Origin of the sequence: Myxococcus faecalis, from assembly GCF_050039385.1 — a bacterium.
GTDB classification, from domain to species: Bacteria; Myxococcota; Myxococcia; order Myxococcales; family Myxococcaceae; genus Myxococcus; species Myxococcus fulvus.
The window spans coordinates 5,212,706-5,227,025 of record NZ_CP144336.1 but is presented as its reverse complement, the minus strand read 5'-3'; the positions used below and the strand labels follow the sequence as shown (position 1 = coordinate 5,227,025).

Below are 14,320 nucleotides of genomic sequence, written 5' to 3'. Positions count from 1 at the left end.
CGGTGGGCGCGGCCCGGCGGCTCACGCCGGCACCGCGCGGGCCAGCGCCTGCCGTACCGCGGCGCGCACCGGGGCGGGGACGGCGTCTCCGGGGATGCGCCGACACAACGAGACGGTGCGCTTGAGCGCGTCGCAGGCCTCGTTGCAGCGAGGACAGCGTGACAGGTGGTCCTCCAGGCGGATGCAGGCGGCCTGGTCCAGCTCCTCCGTCAGCTCCCGCGCCAGCTCCGGACACCCCGCTTGCTGCCCCGGGCCCTCCTGGCCCAGGAGGGTGGCCAGGTGCTCGCGCAGCTGCATCCGCGCGCGATGCAGCCGGCTCTTGAGGGCGCGCACCTCGATGCCCACCACGTCGGCGGCCTCCTCGGCCGTCAGCCCCTCCACGTCCCGGAGGATGAGCACCTCGCGCTGCGCCTCCGGCAGCGCGAGGATGGCCGCCTGCAACACCTCCCCCAGCTGCCGGACCTGGGACACCTGGTCCGGAGTCGCCCCGTCCGCGGCCACCCTGGAGGCCTCGGGCGCGTCGAGCGGCTGGAAGTCCTCGGGCGCGCCCACACGACGACGGCGCAGGCGGTGGCAGTGCGTGCGCGCCACCTGGAACAGCCACGTGGACAGCGCCGCGTCGCCGCGAAACGCGTGGAGGCCACGGAAGGCCGACAGCAGCGTCTCCTGGAGGACCTCCTTGGCGTCCTCCTCCGAGCCGCACATGCGCAGCCCGAAGCGATACACCTGCTTCTCGTGACGGGTGAGGACCTCGTCCAGGGCCTCGCCATCTCCCGAGCGCGCGGCCTCCATCAACTGTTCGTCGGTTCGCGTCGACATCCGCCTCCCACCTCCTCCTCGAAAGAACGTCGGAGCCCCTGCGCGCCTTCCTGGAGGGCCCTCCCCTGCCAGCCTCGGCGAGCAGCGCCCGGCAACCGAGGCCACGGGCCCGAGCGCCCGCCCGCGAGCTCGGGCGGCCCCCCGGGCGCGCCAGCTCGCCCCGGCCTCGCTAGTAACGGATGAGCTGATACCCCTCGGCGACCAGGCGCGCCAGCTCCGCCACCCCATTGTCCACCACCTCCGCCTGGGGCTGGAGCTTCTTCGGGTCGATGCCGAACTTCTGGAGCGCGGTGCCGCACGCCACCAGTCGCACGCCCGCTGCCTTCGCGGCCTGGGCCGCCTGCCGGACCTCCTCCGGCACCGCCTTCACCGTCGGGTCCAGCGCCACCACCGCGCGGCCGTAGGTGAGCCACACCACGTCCGAGAGGTGCCCCGACTCCTTCGCGCTCCTGGCGTGGCGCAAGGCGCTGGAGAGCGTGCCGAGGTCCTCCAGGCCCGTGGTGGCCACGAAGACGAGCTTGCCCTGGGGCGCGGGCGTCCGCCGCGCCTCGGAGGGCGTCGAGCCGGAGGCGGCCAGGGGGACGGTGACGAGCGAGGTGACGAGCAGCAACACGAGGCGATTCATCGGGACGGACTCCGGCGGGAGGACTACTGGATGGACAGCAGGTGGATGAGGCCCCAGGCGAACAGGGCCAGCGCGGCGAAGCCGACCAGCCCCGCGTAGACGACGCGCAGGCCCGCGCGGCGGACCATGCTCAGGTGGGTGCCCAGGCCCATGGCCGCCATGGCCAGGACCATGAGGAAGACGCTGGCGGTGGACAGCCACGCCCGGGCCCAGGCGGGCACCACCCCCACCGTGCCCAGCACGCCCACCGCGAGGAAGCCGATGACGAACCAGGGGATGGGCGGCTCCTTCAGCGAGTAGCGCACCTTCCCGCCGACCCCGGAGACGAGCCCCAGCACCACGAGCGCCGGCGCCAGCAGCACCACGCGGGTGAGCTTGACCAGCGTGCCCAGGTCCCCGGCGTCGGCGCCAAACGTGAAGGCCGCGGCCATCACCTGCGCCACCTCGTGCAGCGTGGCCCCGGAGAGGATGGCGAGCTGCGCGTCACTCAGCCCCAGGAGCGGCCCCACGAAGACGTAGAAGAGGACGCCCACGGTGCCCAGGACGCCGCACAGACCCACCGCCAGCGTGGTGTCCTCCTCCTCCGCGCGCGTGACGGAGCTGGCGGCCACCACCGCGCTGGCGCCGCAGATGGACGTCCCCACCGCCAGCAGCGTCCCCAGCTTCTCCGGGACGCCGAAGCGGCGCGTCACCCACCGGATGCCGAGGATGCCGACGACGATGACGGCCACCGACAGCATCAGCACGCGCGGGCCCACCTTCGCCACCAGCCCGAAGTCGAGCCGCGCCCCCATCAGCACGATGCCCAGCCGCAGCACCGTGCGCGCCGCGTAGCGCGTGCCCTCCCTCCACACGGGCGAAAGCCCCAGCGACGTGCGCAGCGAGATGCCCAGCAGCAGGGCCACCGTGAGCGGCCCCACCACCTTCAGGCCGGGCAGGAGCGCCAGCGCGTAGCTGACGCCCGCCAGCGCGGCGGCGAGCCCCAGGCCCGGCAGGCGTCGGCGCCACATCGCCTGGGGTTCGGTGACGACGGTCGAGGAGGGAGCGGCGACAGGTGCGGTCATCTCATGCCCGGGTTCGTGACGTCGTGGGTCCAGCGCGGGGCTCACCGCGAGACCTGCTGGGTGCGGAGCACGGCCGGAAGGTCCTCGCCCACCGCGCGGCCCTCCAGCGCGTCGCTCAGTCGAGGCGCGCCGGCGAGGAAGCGGCGCACCGCCTCGTGCGCGTCCAGGTCGAGCACGTGGGGCTCCAGCGCGCCGGGGATTCGACACAGCATGTCCGGCGCGTCGCCGTCGCGCTCGCAGGCCGTCACGGTGTACAGGCGCGAGTCCACCACCGGCTCCCCCGCGACCTCGAGCGCGAGGACACGCTGGCCCTTGGGTGCGTCGGCGCGGAAGCGCACCGTCATCCCCGAGGGGCGCGGCAGCCATCCACCGAAGCGGTGCTCCGGGTTTTTCGCGAAGACGTTCTCCAGCTCCTGCTCCCAGAAGGCGCGCAGCTGGCGGCCGCTCACCTTGCCTGTCTTCAACTTGTTGGTGACGGGGAAGAGGTTCCACAGGTCCGCCTCGCGCACGGGCCCGGGCAACAGCGGCGTGCCGAAGCGGAAGCCGTTGGACAGGCCAATCTCGGTCCCGCCCGCGGCGCGGATGGCGTCCGCCAGCATGTTGTCCAGCGGGTTCTCCACCACCGCGTAGCGCGCGAGCGTCACGTCGGTGTGGCCCACCTGCGCCAGGAGCGCCTCGTCGTGCGTGGCGAGCGCGGCCTCCACCTGCCGCGCCATCTCGGGGTCCTCGGGGAAGCGCGACGCGGTCAGCTCGATGAGCTCCCAGCGGCGGTCCACCACCTTCCCCTCCTCGAGCCACAGGTCCAGCCGGCCGAGGAAGGAGCCGAACGCGCCGGGCTCCACCACCCACGTGCCCGCCTGCTCGATGGGGGCATAGGTGCGCTCGTGCGTGTCGCTGGACAGGTGGACATCCACGCCGGGCACCCGGGCCGCGAGCCCCACGGCCTTGGCGAGCCCCACGTGGGACAACAACAGCACCACCTGCGCGCCGTCGCGCTCGCGCGCCTCGCGCACCAGCGTGGGCAGCGCCTCCGGGCCGTCGTAGCGCAGCCCCTGGCTGTACCCCGGCGGCTGTCGACGCGGGACGTCCGGGTCCGTGAAGCCCACCACGGCGACCTTCACGCCCCCCACGTCCTTCACCAGGGAGGGAGGGAAGAGCCGCTCGCCGCTCGCCGCGTCGCGCACGTTCGCGGCGAAGAGCGGATGCTTCAGCTCACGGGCGCGCTGGCGAAGCACCTGGGGGCCGTACACCACCTCCCAGTTCCCCGGCACCGCGCCGTCCAGGCCCAGGGCGTTGAGCGGCGCGATGAGCGCGCGGCCCTCGGTGAGCGCCGCCGCGCCCGAGCCTTGAATCGTGTCACCGCCGTCGAGCACCAGCACGTCGCCACCCCGCTCGGCGCGGATGCGCTGGATGGCGGCGGACAGGCGCGCGAAGCCGCCCGCCAGCTCGATGCGCTCCTCGCCGTCGCGCCAGAACAGCTCCGGGTGCGCGCGCAGCTGCGCGTGCAGGTCGGCCACGTAGAGGACGGTGAGCTGTTGACGCTTCGAGGGCGGCGCGGCGGACTTCGGCGACGCCGCGCAACCGGAGACCAGCGCGAGCAGTGCGAGCAGGGGGCGGAACTTCATCGAGCACCTGGTGAGGGATGGCGGGTGACGCCGGGGAGGACACGCCTCATGCGTCGCGGAGTTCCCGGGCCCAATGTGCGTCCCTCGGGCTTCCGCCACGAGGCGTCCAGGCGCCCGGGGAACGGGACCGCCTCAACGGCGCGCGCCGACCGGGCGGACACACCGCAAGCGTCGCGACGCTCCCGACCAGGAGCGCTCCTCCTCGAACCTCCACCTCGGAGGAGCGCCCAGGCTCGTGCGCGGACGGGGCGCCATGCGGAGCACCTCGCAGCTTCACGCCGCGCCAGGCCCCGGGCCGAAGTGCCGTGACCCCTTCGCCCCACGCGCCTCACCGCCACGCGGACATGGGGCCCAGGTTGAAGACGTCCTGGAACCCCTGCTCCTTCAGCAGACGCTCGGCGCGGCCGCTGCGTGCGCCACTGCGGCAGTAGACGACCACGGGGGTGGTCGGCGGCCCCAGCTCGCCGAGCCTCCGCGCCAGCTCCCCCACCGGGATGTTCACCGCGCCCGGCAGGTGACCGTCCGCGAACTCCTCGGGCGAGCGGACATCCACCAGCGTGGCCCCCGCCTCCACCCGGCGGCGCGCCTCATCCGCCACGGCGGGGTCTCCCGCGCGCAGGTGTGAGCAGGCGGTGAGGACCAGCCCCACGAGCAGGGCGGCGGTGACGGCGAGGGCGACCTTCATGACGGCTCCATCCGACACCGGAGGCGGAGTGCCCCCGGGAGTGTGGGTTCAGCCCGGTCAGAGCCAGGACGGCGGCAAAAGGATTCAGCGCCCTGGCATGCGTCCTGATTCCCGGGGGGCGCGAAGGGCCCGGGTCAGGGGGCCAGGCGGGCCAGCGCGGCCAGGAGCACGTCGGGCTCGAGCTCGGAGACGGCGAGCGAGGCCCGCGCGTCCCCACCGGGCGCCACGCAGATGCGCTCGCCCACGGGCCCTCGGGTGCAGCGGGGGCCATCGCCCGCGAAGCGCGCCGCCTCCTTCGCCGCCTGCGAGCCCGGCAGGGGCAGGAAGAGCGTCATCGCCTTGCCTCCCTCATGTCGGTACAGCAGCGAAGCGGAGAGCTTGCCGTGCAGTCTGCAGCGCCGCGCGCCCAGGAGCGTCGCCCCGGGCACCACCGGCACGTCCACGGGGTAGCCCACCTCCCGCTCCACCCACGCCTTCACCGCCGCGGGGTCCGAGGACTCGAACTCACAGGGCGTCACGCGCGAGAAGGCCTTGAGGTGATGCCGCTCCAGGTCCATCGCCAGCGCCTCGTTCATCCCGCCGGGCCAGGACGTCCACAAGAGCCCCACCGACGCGAGCGCCACGGCCACGCCCGCCGCCAGCCTTCGCGAGGGAGAGGCCCACCTCGGGCGCGGCGCCAGTCCGGTGACTCGTCCCGCCAGCGCCAATGGAACCGGGGCCTCCATGGCGCGCTCCGCCTGCAGGGTCCGCCGCAGCGAAGCGTAACGGGACGCCTCCCGAGCACAGCCCGCGCACCGGGGCAGGTGCTGCTCCACCTCGCGTCGCTCGGATGCCGAGGCCTCGCCGTCGAACCACGCGGAGAGCCGCTCCTGCCAGCTGGGGCTACAGGCTTCCATGGGACTTCTCCTTCTCGAGGAAGTCGAACACCGCCAGTCGCGCCCGTGCCAACCGTGAGCGCACGGTGCCCACCGGGCACCCCTGGACCTGGGCAATCTCGTCGTAGCTCAGCTCCTCGACCTCGCGGAGCCACAGCGCGTCGCGCCACTCGGGCGCCAGAGCGTCGAGCGCCGCGCGCATCCCCTCGCTCAAGGCGTGCGCGTGCAGTTCCACCTCGAGGTCGGCGGAGGGCTCGGGCGGGAGCGGCTGACCTCGCCCACCCTCCAGCACCTCCAGGCGGGGCCCCAGTCCACGCCGGGAGTTGAGGAACACGGTGCGTTGTACGGCGAGCAGCCAGGCCTTGAGGCTCGCGGGTTCCTTCAGTGCGCCTCGCTGCTCCAGGGCGCGCGCCAGCGTCTCCTGCACCAGGTCGTCGGCCTCCACCGCGCTGCCCGTCAGCCGTCGGCCCACGCGCCGCAGGGCGGGCAGGTGCTCCAGGGCTCGTTCGATGAAGGCGCGGGCGCTCACGGCAGGGAAGACACGGCGACCCGGGTGGGAAGTTCCCACGATGGAACGAGGCATCGCTTTCACGCCCGGCGTATCAGGGGCTCACGCCCTGGAGTGCGAGCACCGCATGCCGGCGAGGGACCCGGCCAGGAAGGAAGCAGGCGTGCGCGAGGAGGAGTTCCTCCACATCCTGGAGAACCTCCACCCGCCCAGGCTCCGAAAGACAGACATCGCGCTCCCCGCCAACAGCACCTGTGGAGACAAGGCGACCGCGCCGCAAGGGTGCGAGGCACCGACAGGCGCGTCGCGGTCCCACTCAAAGCCTGCAATTGCAAGGGCCTGGTCTCGACGACGCCGCGGGGTGAGGCTGCGACACCGCGACGGCCATGCACGACCAGGCCTGGCTCCAGGACCTGGCAACGGCACACCTCGATGCGAGCGGCAGCACACCACGTGCGGCCGTGACGAGACCGGCCCCTCGCGAGCAGGAACGGTGTCCCCCCGACGCGACGAGCATGGGGCCCATGCCGCGACGAAAAGGACCCTACCAGCCCCCTCTGACAAAGCGCGGGGGCGAAGCGACTCCGGTATCACCGCGTGCATCGCGGTTCGATGCCGAAGTTTCATTCCCATACAAATACCCAGACACGCCAATCAATGTCAGACCCGCGCGATATGAATCATCTCCAGCGGCGCCATTCCGGACGCCGTCTCAACGGGACATCATTCATCCACATGAAAAGCTCATTGTTTTCCCTGGGTCTCCTGGTCGGACTGACGGGGGCCGGCTGCGCGGGCCTCGAGGAAGGCGAGGCGCTGGAGACCTCCGTGGCGGAGGACTCCGCCTCCCAGGTCATCCAGGGACTGAACACGCAGGTCACGGGGACGAGCCCGGTGACGTTCGTCACGTCGTCAGGCAATGTGACGAATTCCTACAACCAGTCCGCCACGACGGTGGTGGCCTACACGCGGGATTCAACGACGGGAGCGTTCACGGCGTACCCGGGCTCGGGCGCTGCGGACGGCAGCATCTCCGTGCCCAACGTCCCTTCCGGCCGCATCTACCTGAGGGTGGGCTCGCGCTTCCTGGTGAGCACGGGCCGCACGTTCGACCTGGGCTCCACGGAGTGGGGGCGCAATGGCCTCTTCCCCTGGCAGCCGACCCCCGTGACGGTGTCCGCGTCCGGCCTGTCTCCCTGGCAGTCGGGGGACTACCTGGACATGTACTCGTTGAACCCGGGGGCGTTCGGCTACCTCTACGGCAACGAGACGGGGTTCCCCCAGGCGGGCGCGACGTCGTTCTCCGCGCTGAGCTTCGACTACGCCAACATGACCAACCCCGTGTTGCTCAACCACCTCGCCTTCGGGGATGTGTTCTCGCTGGCGCAGATGCGGCTGCAGTCGAGCCCCATGGGCGTGCCCTACCGCTCGATGCACAAGGTGCTCGAAGCGAACCTGACCCATGCGGATGGCCAGTCGACCTCCGTCAGTGGGACCTTCACCCAGCCCGCCGCGACGGGCACGTTCTCGGTGGACTGGAGGCGCTCGGCGTTCGACGCCCTGCGCACCCAGGTGAACCCGAGCGCGGTGAGCACGTACAACGAAATCTGGATGTCCGCGCGGCCGGCCGCGGTGGGCCAGGCGCTCGCGTCCATCAGCGGGCCGCCGCTCCTGGTGAAGCTCAATCCTGACGCGCTGAAGACCGATATCGTCACGGGGAGCATGACCTACAACAACCCGTTGCCGGCGACGTGGCAGAAGGTGGCGTTGGCGGCCGCGGGCTTCACGAAGACGTACGCGCTGGGGACGGCGACGCCCTTCACCATGAGCGTGGACATCCGCGTGGACCAGGAGGCGAGCGCGTTCTCCGCAGCGCCGGTGCAGCCCCTCATCGGGCCGGTGCAGGCGCCGCTCGTCAACACCCGTGGCGCGTTCCAGACCCTCACGGGCGTGGGCACGGACGCCTCGCTGCGCTGGTCGAAGCCGCTGATTGGCACGGCCACGAACTATGTGGTGAACATCTACCGGCTGGGCACGAGCAACGGCGCCACCACCGCGACTCGCGTGACGTCGCTGCACACCGACCTGCAGAGCGTGTACCTGCCGCCGGGCGTGCTCCAGTCGGGCCAGACGTACTTCGCTGAAATCCAGAGCTGGTACCAGCCCGGCTCCGACCTGGCGACGAGCCCGTTCAAGCGCGCCCTGCCCCGCGCCCGCGCCAGCGTGCTCACGGGGACGTTCAGCCCGTAGGCCGTGAAGTCGTGGGGAGGGAGGGATTTGGATTCCCTCCCTCCCCGTGGTTCGTGTCGAGCTCCCGACTCAAGGCGAGGAGAGCGGCTCCGCCGTCGTTGAGCCGGGGCTCCGCGCCCCCGCGCTCCCGCGCGCCCATGGCAGGCGCGCGAGGAGGAAGCCGCCGAACATCGCGGCCACGAAGACGAGCACCTGGGGCGCGCCGCTCGCCACCGAGGTGAGCGCGGGACCAGGGCAGTAACCGCCGAGCCCCCAGCCCACGCCGAAGAGGGCCGAGCCCGCCAGGAGCTTCGCGTCCGGCCTGCCCCGGAGGAGGTCGGGGAAGCGCGGGGCGAACAGCGGCCGCCCGCGCCGGAGGATGAGGGGACGCAGCGCCGCGTGCACCGCGATGGCGCCGCCCATGACGAAGGCGAGCCGGTAATCCCAGTCGCCCGCGACGTCGAGGAAGCCCTGGACGTTGGCCGGGTCCGTCATGCCGGCGAGCCCCAGTCCGAGGGCGAAGATGAGACCGCTGAGGAAGGCACTGATGAGAAGACGCATCGGGAGTTTCCGTTAGAGGACGTGACGGACCACGAAGACGGTGAGGGCGCCGGTGGTCATGAAGGTGAGCGTGGCCCAGAAGGAGCGCTGCGAGCCTCGGCTGAGACCGCAGACGCCGTGACCGCTGGTGCAGCCGTTGCCCAGCCGCGAGCCGAGGCCCACGAGCAACCCGGCGCCCACCAGCACCAGCGTGCCGTGGGCGCCCAGGGAGGCGGACGCGGGGAAGGTCTCGGGACGCAGCCAGACGAGCAGCAGCCCGCCCGACAGCAGCCCCAGGAAGAACAGCACGCGCCAGGCGACGTCACCGCGCACGGGGGCCAGCAGCGAGCCCACCACGCCGCTGATACCGGCGACCCGGCCGTTGGCCCACAGGAGCAGGGATGCGCTCAACCCGATGAGCGCACCGCCGAGGAGAGGAAGCAGGAAGGAAGAAGCCATGTCACGTGAGAGCCCGTGCGTGCCGGAAAGGATTCGCGCGGGCGTGAAGAATCCTTTTGGAACGCGTCGGGCTCTCACCCTCAGGAGGCAACGACATGATTTTCCGACAACTCTTCGATGCGGAATCCTCGACGTACACCTATCTCCTCGGCGACGAGGCCACGCGCCACGCCGTCCTCATCGACCCGGTGCTCGAGCAGGTCGAGCGCGACCTGAAGCTGGTGGCGGAGCTGGACCTGACGCTCACCCACGTCTTCGACACACACGTCCACGCCGACCACGTCACCGCGTCGGGCGTGCTGCGCGAGCGCACGCAGGCCACGGTGGTGGGCGGCGTGGGGGGCGCCAGCTGCGCCAACCTGCATGTTCGTCACGGGGACGAGGTGCGCGTGGGCGAGCTCGTCTTCCGGGTGCTCGCCACGCCGGGGCACACGGACGACAGCCTCAGCTACCTGCTCGGGGACCGCGTGTTCACGGGGGATGCGCTGCTCATCCGGGGCAACGGCCGCACGGACTTCCAGAACGGGAACGCGCGGCAGCTGTACGACAGCCTCACGCGCGTCCTCTTCACCCTGCCCGACTCGACGCTCGTGTATCCCGGCCATGACTACCAGGGGCGCACGGTGTCGAGCATCGCCGAGGAGAAGCGGCACAACCCCCGCGTGGCGGGCAAGAGCGAGGCGGAGTTCATCCACATCATGGAGAACCTGAACCTGCCCAAGCCGCGAAAGATAGACATCGCGGTCCCCGCCAACCGGGCCTGTGGACACACGGAGCCCGCGCCCCAGGGGGCCTGACGCCCTCACGGGCGGGAGCCATGACATGACGACACCGATTCCCTATCGAGACATCACACCCGCGCAGCTCGACACGCTCGCCCCGGGCACGCGGCGCATCGACGTGCGCGAGCCGGACGAGTTCACGGGGCCGCTGGGGCATCTGCCCGGCGCCGAGCTCGTCCCGTTGGACACGCTCGAGCGCGTGGCGGTGACGTGGCCCCGCGAGGCGCCGTTGCTGCTCATCTGCCGCTCGGGCGGGCGCTCCGCCCGGGCGGCGGGGCTGCTGGCCCGGGCCGGCTTCCAGCACCTCTACAACCTGGCGGGCGGGATGCTCGCCGTGCGTGAGCCGCTCCCGGGCTGAGCGCGCGTCACGGAAGGACACCATGGAACTGCTCGGCTTCTCATTGGCGGCGTTGATGGGGCTGTCGCTCGGCCTGCTTGGCGGCGGCGGCTCCATCCTCACCGTCCCCATCCTCGTGTACGTCCTGGGCTTCGGCGCCAAGGAGTCCATCGCCATGGGCCTGGCGGTGGTGGGCGTCACGAGCCTGGTGGGCGCGGCGAGCCACTGGCGCAAGGGGAACGTCCGGTTCCGGGCGGCGCTCCTGTTCGCGCTGGTGGCCATGGCGGGGACCTATGGCGGGGCGAGGCTGTCGGCGCTCCTGTCCGGGGCGACGCAGTTGCTGCTGTTCGCGGCGGTGATGCTGGTGTCCGCGTTCTTCATGTTCCGCAACGGCCGACGCGACGCCGCGAGCGCGCCCTCGCCCCACAAGGCGCCCGTGCCCGTCATGGTGCTGGCGGCCCTGGGGGTGGGCGGGCTCACGGGGCTGGTGGGCGTGGGGGGAGGGTTCCTCATCGTCCCGGCGCTGGTGCTGTTGGTGGGGCTGCCGATGAAGCAGGCGGTGGGGACCAGCCTGCTCGTCATCGCGCTCAACTCGCTGGTGGGCTTCGCGGGCTACCTCGGCCATGTCGAGGTGCCCTGGGGCGCGCTGGGTGTCTTCACGGCCATCGCCGTGGCCGGCATCCTGACCGGCACCTGGGCCTCCCACTTCGTGTCCCAGGCCACGCTGAAGACAGCCTTCTCCGGCCTGCTCGTGGTGATGGGCGTGTTCATCCTCGTGAAGAACCGCGAGGCCCTGATGAGCGTGGGCGAGGTGACGCCCACGTCCGTCGGCGCGGCGGTGACGGGCGCCTCGGGCGGGCACTAGCGGCGCGGTCCGCGAGCGGCGTCATGGTGGGCGGCGTGGTGCGATGCAAGCCGCTCAGTTCCTCCCGTAGACGCGGCGCCGCTGGAAGCGGAAGAACCCCGCGGCCTCCTCGCGCGCGAGCGTCGGTGCCTCGTGGCCGAAGTACTGCTCGCGCAAGGAGCCCAGTTCGGCGTCCAGGGACTCGGTCTGCCCGAGCCGCGAGAGCAGCGCCTCTCGCGCCTTCATGTACGCGAGCCCTTTCTCCCAGCGGGCATCCTTGTACACATCCTCCGCGGCTTTGCGTGCAACCTGCTCTTCGGAGTAGCCCATGCGTCGCCGGATGTCCGCGAGGGCGGCCCGTCGTTCCTCGACCGGCATCCCGACGAGGTGGGCCTGCACCGGCTCGAGCCGGAGGAACAGCTCCGTCGCTTGAGAGCGCACCAGCTGCGCCTCCGTCTTTCGCGGGTCCACGCCAGCGATGGTGGACAGCCGGTCGAGGAACACTGCCTGCTGAGCCTCGAGCGAGAGCCTCGGGTCCACGTCGAGGAGCTCGCGTCGCTTCGCCTCCTCCTCCTGGCTGAGGGCCTGCGCCTCCTGCATCCAGCGCGCGGATACCTCGGCGGTCGGGTCCTTCGGTGTCGGTCCGGAGTCCTGCCTGACGGTCCGCCGAGGCGCTTCCCCAGGGGACGACACCGGAGCAGGCACGGGCCGCGACACATCTTCCTGTGCGACCGGCGCGTCCCCACCTCGGACGAGGGAGAACGCGCCAGCCGACAGGAGGGTGCCGGCCGCGAGAAGGACGATGATGTTCCCGCGCCGACCGAGCATCAGAGCCGCGGCTCCAGCTTGGACCAGATGAGGTTGGCGATCTTGTTCGAGCCCGAGGTCGTCGGGTGGACGCCGTCGGCCTTGATGTCGGCGTTGGTGATGGCCGCGCGGGGGTCGACGAAGTCGCAGTCGACGACGGCGTTCGCGCACGCCGTGCCGAGAATCTGGTCTCCGTAGTCGACGGCCTGGTCGAGGTCGCTGGCGTTGAGGAGCCCGAACTTGGTGCGGTAGTAGCCGAGGTAGACGACGTCGGTGACGCCGCTGGTGGACATGTCGTTCAGCAGGTCCGCGACCTCGACGTAGATGTCGTCGATGTAGTCCTTGCAGCTCTGCGACAGGCGGCCGAACTCATACCACTGCGTCTTGCAGTTGTACGGGTCGGCGAGCGCGATGGTGGGGATGAGGATGTCGTTGCCGCCGCCATCCATCACCACGATGTGGCTGTTCGGATTGTCGGACTCGGCGAGGTCGAACTGGCCGCGGACGGAGGGGGTGATGACGCCACCTTCGATCTCCGCGCCGGAGGTCGTGTAGTTGCGGAACGTCCCACCCGCCTTGGCGTGGAGGGCGGTCTGAATCTCCCCCGAGAGCGCGAAGATGGAGTCGCCCAGGAACACGACGTTGTTGTTGTTCGCGTTGGTGATCCACGGGGCGCTCATGAGCTGACCGAGGCCGCAGCCGACGAGCAGCATGGGCGTCGTGATGACGAGGGCTTGTGCCCACCGGGGCAGACGCGCGCGACCAGAGACTTGGAACGCCTTCATAGGGTGCCTTCCCGCCAGCAGGGCTCGCCCGCCGACGTGCCGTTTGGGGATACGTCCGTGATTGCTCCGTCCTCCGGACTTTCCGGATGACGTCCGATTCGCACACAGGATTGATTCGGAAGTCAAAGCTGAAAATTGCCAATAAGCCGCAAGGACGGCCCTGCGAAAAATTTCCAGAACCATTGGGTTGGACCTGTTCGCAGCGTGAAACATGCATCTGTGTGACAGGGCCGAGAGTGGAGCCACGGCTCCGGGGACCACCGCCTTCCGGCATCACGGCAAGCAACGGTTCGGCTCCGGCGACGGCTTCGGCTCCGGCGACGGGTGCTCAACGCCTTCCGGCATCACGGCGAGCAACGGCATCATCACCGCCGCGAAGGACGCGGGCGAGATTGGGTGCTCAACGCCTTCCAGCATCACGGCGAGCGGCGGCCTTGTCCGTCGAGGGTCCGGTGTCCGGTCTATCGAAGCGCTCAACGCCTTCCGGCGTCACGGCGAGCGGCGGAGTCCCATCAGAACCTGACGCCCGAGGAACGGGCGTGCTCAACGCCTTCCGGCATCACGGCGAGCGGCGGGGCTACAAGGGTTACGTGGACCTCGCCTATCGCTCGGGGTGCTCAACGCCTTCCGGCATCACGGCGAGCGGCGGCCCTACTCCCACATCGACACCGAGCAGACGGCGCTGACGTGCTCAACGCCTTCCGGCATCACGGCGAGCAACGGCACGAACTCTGGCGGCTACACCAATCACTCGGTGTGCTCAACGCCTTCCGGCATCACGGCGAGCCGTGCCCGAAGTGCGCGGGGCCCATGGAGGTGCTCAACGCCTTCCGGCATCACGGCGAGCAACGGAGGAATTCGGCACGCACAATCTCACGACCACGGAAGGTGATCAACGCCTTCCGGCATCACGGCGAGTAACGGTTAACCTGTGTGGCGGCTGAGTAATGCAAAAGGTCTAGTGCTCAACGCCTTCCACCATCACGGCGAGCAACGGCGAGTCGGGAAAGAGACTCGCGCAGGAAAACTCCAGACAGTGCTCAACGCCTTCCGTCATCACGGCAAGCGGCGGCGATGACCTTCGGGTACGGCAGCAAGCAGTATGGATTGCGCTCAACGCCTTCCGGCATCACGGCGAGCGGCGGGAGCACGACGCGGCGCGCATGACGGCGCACGGGCTCCTGCAGTGCTCAACGCCTTCCGGCATCACGGCGAGCCCATGAAGCCCCAGGGGCCCTCCCACCGGGCGGCTCGCCGCGCAGCATGCGGCGCAGCTCGCCGGACATACCGCCGACACCGACGGCATCCGCGCCGCCCAGGACTTGACTCCGACGCG

Annotated in this window: 16 protein-coding genes; 4 read left to right on the top strand and 12 right to left on the bottom strand. The window is 70.8% G+C overall.

Annotated features, from left to right (window positions below; translation table 11 throughout):
* Nucleotides 1-21 precede the first annotated feature (21 nt).
* The 7 genes from VZQ01_RS20965 to VZQ01_RS20935 form a co-directional block, all read right to left on the bottom strand.
* Nucleotides 22-819 carry a sigma-70 family RNA polymerase sigma factor gene (locus tag VZQ01_RS20965; RefSeq protein WP_223750860.1) on the bottom strand — a complete coding sequence of 266 codons (798 nt, stop codon included), beginning with the start codon at nucleotides 817-819 and terminating at the stop codon, nucleotides 22-24.
* 169 nt (nucleotides 820-988) lie between these two features.
* A complete protein-coding gene (locus VZQ01_RS20960; RefSeq protein WP_248545347.1) occupies nucleotides 989-1,444 on the bottom strand; it encodes a DsrE family protein in 456 nt (151 codons plus the stop codon).
* Nucleotides 1,445-1,467: 23 nt separating this feature from the next.
* Entirely contained in the window at nucleotides 1,468-2,508 is a 1,041-nt protein-coding gene (locus VZQ01_RS20955; RefSeq protein WP_223750859.1) for a YeiH family protein, read from the bottom strand.
* A gap of 41 nt (nucleotides 2,509-2,549) precedes the next feature.
* Nucleotides 2,550-4,133 (bottom strand): bifunctional metallophosphatase/5'-nucleotidase, encoded by a 1,584-nt coding sequence (locus VZQ01_RS20950; protein ID WP_223750858.1) that lies wholly within the window; start codon nucleotides 4,131-4,133, stop codon nucleotides 2,550-2,552.
* Between the two features lie 328 nt (nucleotides 4,134-4,461).
* Nucleotides 4,462-4,818, bottom strand: coding sequence for a rhodanese-like domain-containing protein (locus VZQ01_RS20945; RefSeq protein WP_223750857.1), 357 nt, complete (start codon nucleotides 4,816-4,818; stop codon nucleotides 4,462-4,464).
* A gap of 134 nt (nucleotides 4,819-4,952) precedes the next feature.
* Entirely contained in the window at nucleotides 4,953-5,714 is a 762-nt protein-coding gene (locus VZQ01_RS20940) for an anti-sigma factor family protein (RefSeq protein ID WP_426748799.1), read from the bottom strand.
* Entirely contained in the window at nucleotides 5,701-6,222 is a 522-nt protein-coding gene (locus VZQ01_RS20935; RefSeq protein ID WP_426748798.1) for an RNA polymerase sigma factor, read from the bottom strand. The genes VZQ01_RS20940 and VZQ01_RS20935 overlap by 14 nt, the downstream gene beginning before the upstream one ends.
* A gap of 714 nt (nucleotides 6,223-6,936) precedes the next feature.
* Between VZQ01_RS20935 and VZQ01_RS20930 the strand changes: the two genes are divergently transcribed.
* On the top strand, nucleotides 6,937-8,451 hold the full coding sequence (locus VZQ01_RS20930; RefSeq protein ID WP_426748797.1) for an ABC transporter substrate-binding protein: 1,515 nt from the start codon (nucleotides 6,937-6,939) through the stop codon (nucleotides 8,449-8,451).
* 69 nt (nucleotides 8,452-8,520) lie between these two features.
* Here VZQ01_RS20930 and VZQ01_RS20925 read toward each other — a convergent pair whose 3' ends face one another.
* Both VZQ01_RS20925 and VZQ01_RS20920 read right to left on the bottom strand, forming a co-directional pair.
* Entirely contained in the window at nucleotides 8,521-8,991 is a 471-nt protein-coding gene (locus tag VZQ01_RS20925) for a DUF6691 family protein (RefSeq protein WP_426748796.1), read from the bottom strand.
* 12 nt (nucleotides 8,992-9,003) lie between these two features.
* Nucleotides 9,004-9,429 carry a YeeE/YedE family protein gene (locus VZQ01_RS20920; protein ID WP_267698801.1) on the bottom strand — a complete coding sequence of 142 codons (426 nt, stop codon included), beginning with the start codon at nucleotides 9,427-9,429 and terminating at the stop codon, nucleotides 9,004-9,006.
* Nucleotides 9,430-9,524: 95 nt separating this feature from the next.
* On the opposite strand from VZQ01_RS20920, the gene VZQ01_RS20915 reads away from it, so the two are divergent.
* The 3 genes from VZQ01_RS20915 to VZQ01_RS20905 are packed head-to-tail and all read left to right on the top strand — an operon-like array spanning nucleotide 9,525 to nucleotide 11,413.
* Nucleotides 9,525-10,226: an MBL fold metallo-hydrolase gene (locus VZQ01_RS20915; protein ID WP_426748795.1), complete on the top strand. Its 702-nt coding sequence runs from the start codon at nucleotides 9,525-9,527 to the stop codon at nucleotides 10,224-10,226.
* 25 nt (nucleotides 10,227-10,251) lie between these two features.
* Entirely contained in the window at nucleotides 10,252-10,569 is a 318-nt protein-coding gene (locus VZQ01_RS20910) for a rhodanese-like domain-containing protein (RefSeq protein WP_141329155.1), read from the top strand.
* Between the two features lie 22 nt (nucleotides 10,570-10,591).
* The gene (locus tag VZQ01_RS20905; protein WP_223750851.1) at nucleotides 10,592-11,413 is read left to right on the top strand and encodes a sulfite exporter TauE/SafE family protein; all 822 of its coding nucleotides are present in this window, start codon (nucleotides 10,592-10,594) and stop codon (nucleotides 11,411-11,413) included.
* Nucleotides 11,414-11,467: 54 nt separating this feature from the next.
* On the opposite strand, the gene VZQ01_RS20900 is transcribed toward VZQ01_RS20905, so the two are convergent.
* The 3 genes from VZQ01_RS20900 to VZQ01_RS20890 form a co-directional block, all read right to left on the bottom strand.
* Nucleotides 11,468-11,992: a hypothetical protein gene (locus VZQ01_RS20900; protein WP_426748794.1), complete on the bottom strand. Its 525-nt coding sequence runs from the start codon at nucleotides 11,990-11,992 to the stop codon at nucleotides 11,468-11,470.
* 227 nt (nucleotides 11,993-12,219) lie between these two features.
* Entirely contained in the window at nucleotides 12,220-12,984 is a 765-nt protein-coding gene (locus VZQ01_RS20895) for an SGNH/GDSL hydrolase family protein (protein ID WP_223785872.1), read from the bottom strand.
* A 273-nt stretch (nucleotides 12,985-13,257) separates the two neighbouring features.
* Nucleotides 13,258-13,404, bottom strand: coding sequence for a hypothetical protein (locus tag VZQ01_RS20890; protein ID WP_426748793.1), 147 nt, complete (start codon nucleotides 13,402-13,404; stop codon nucleotides 13,258-13,260).
* Between the last annotated feature and the right edge of the window lie 916 nt (nucleotides 13,405-14,320).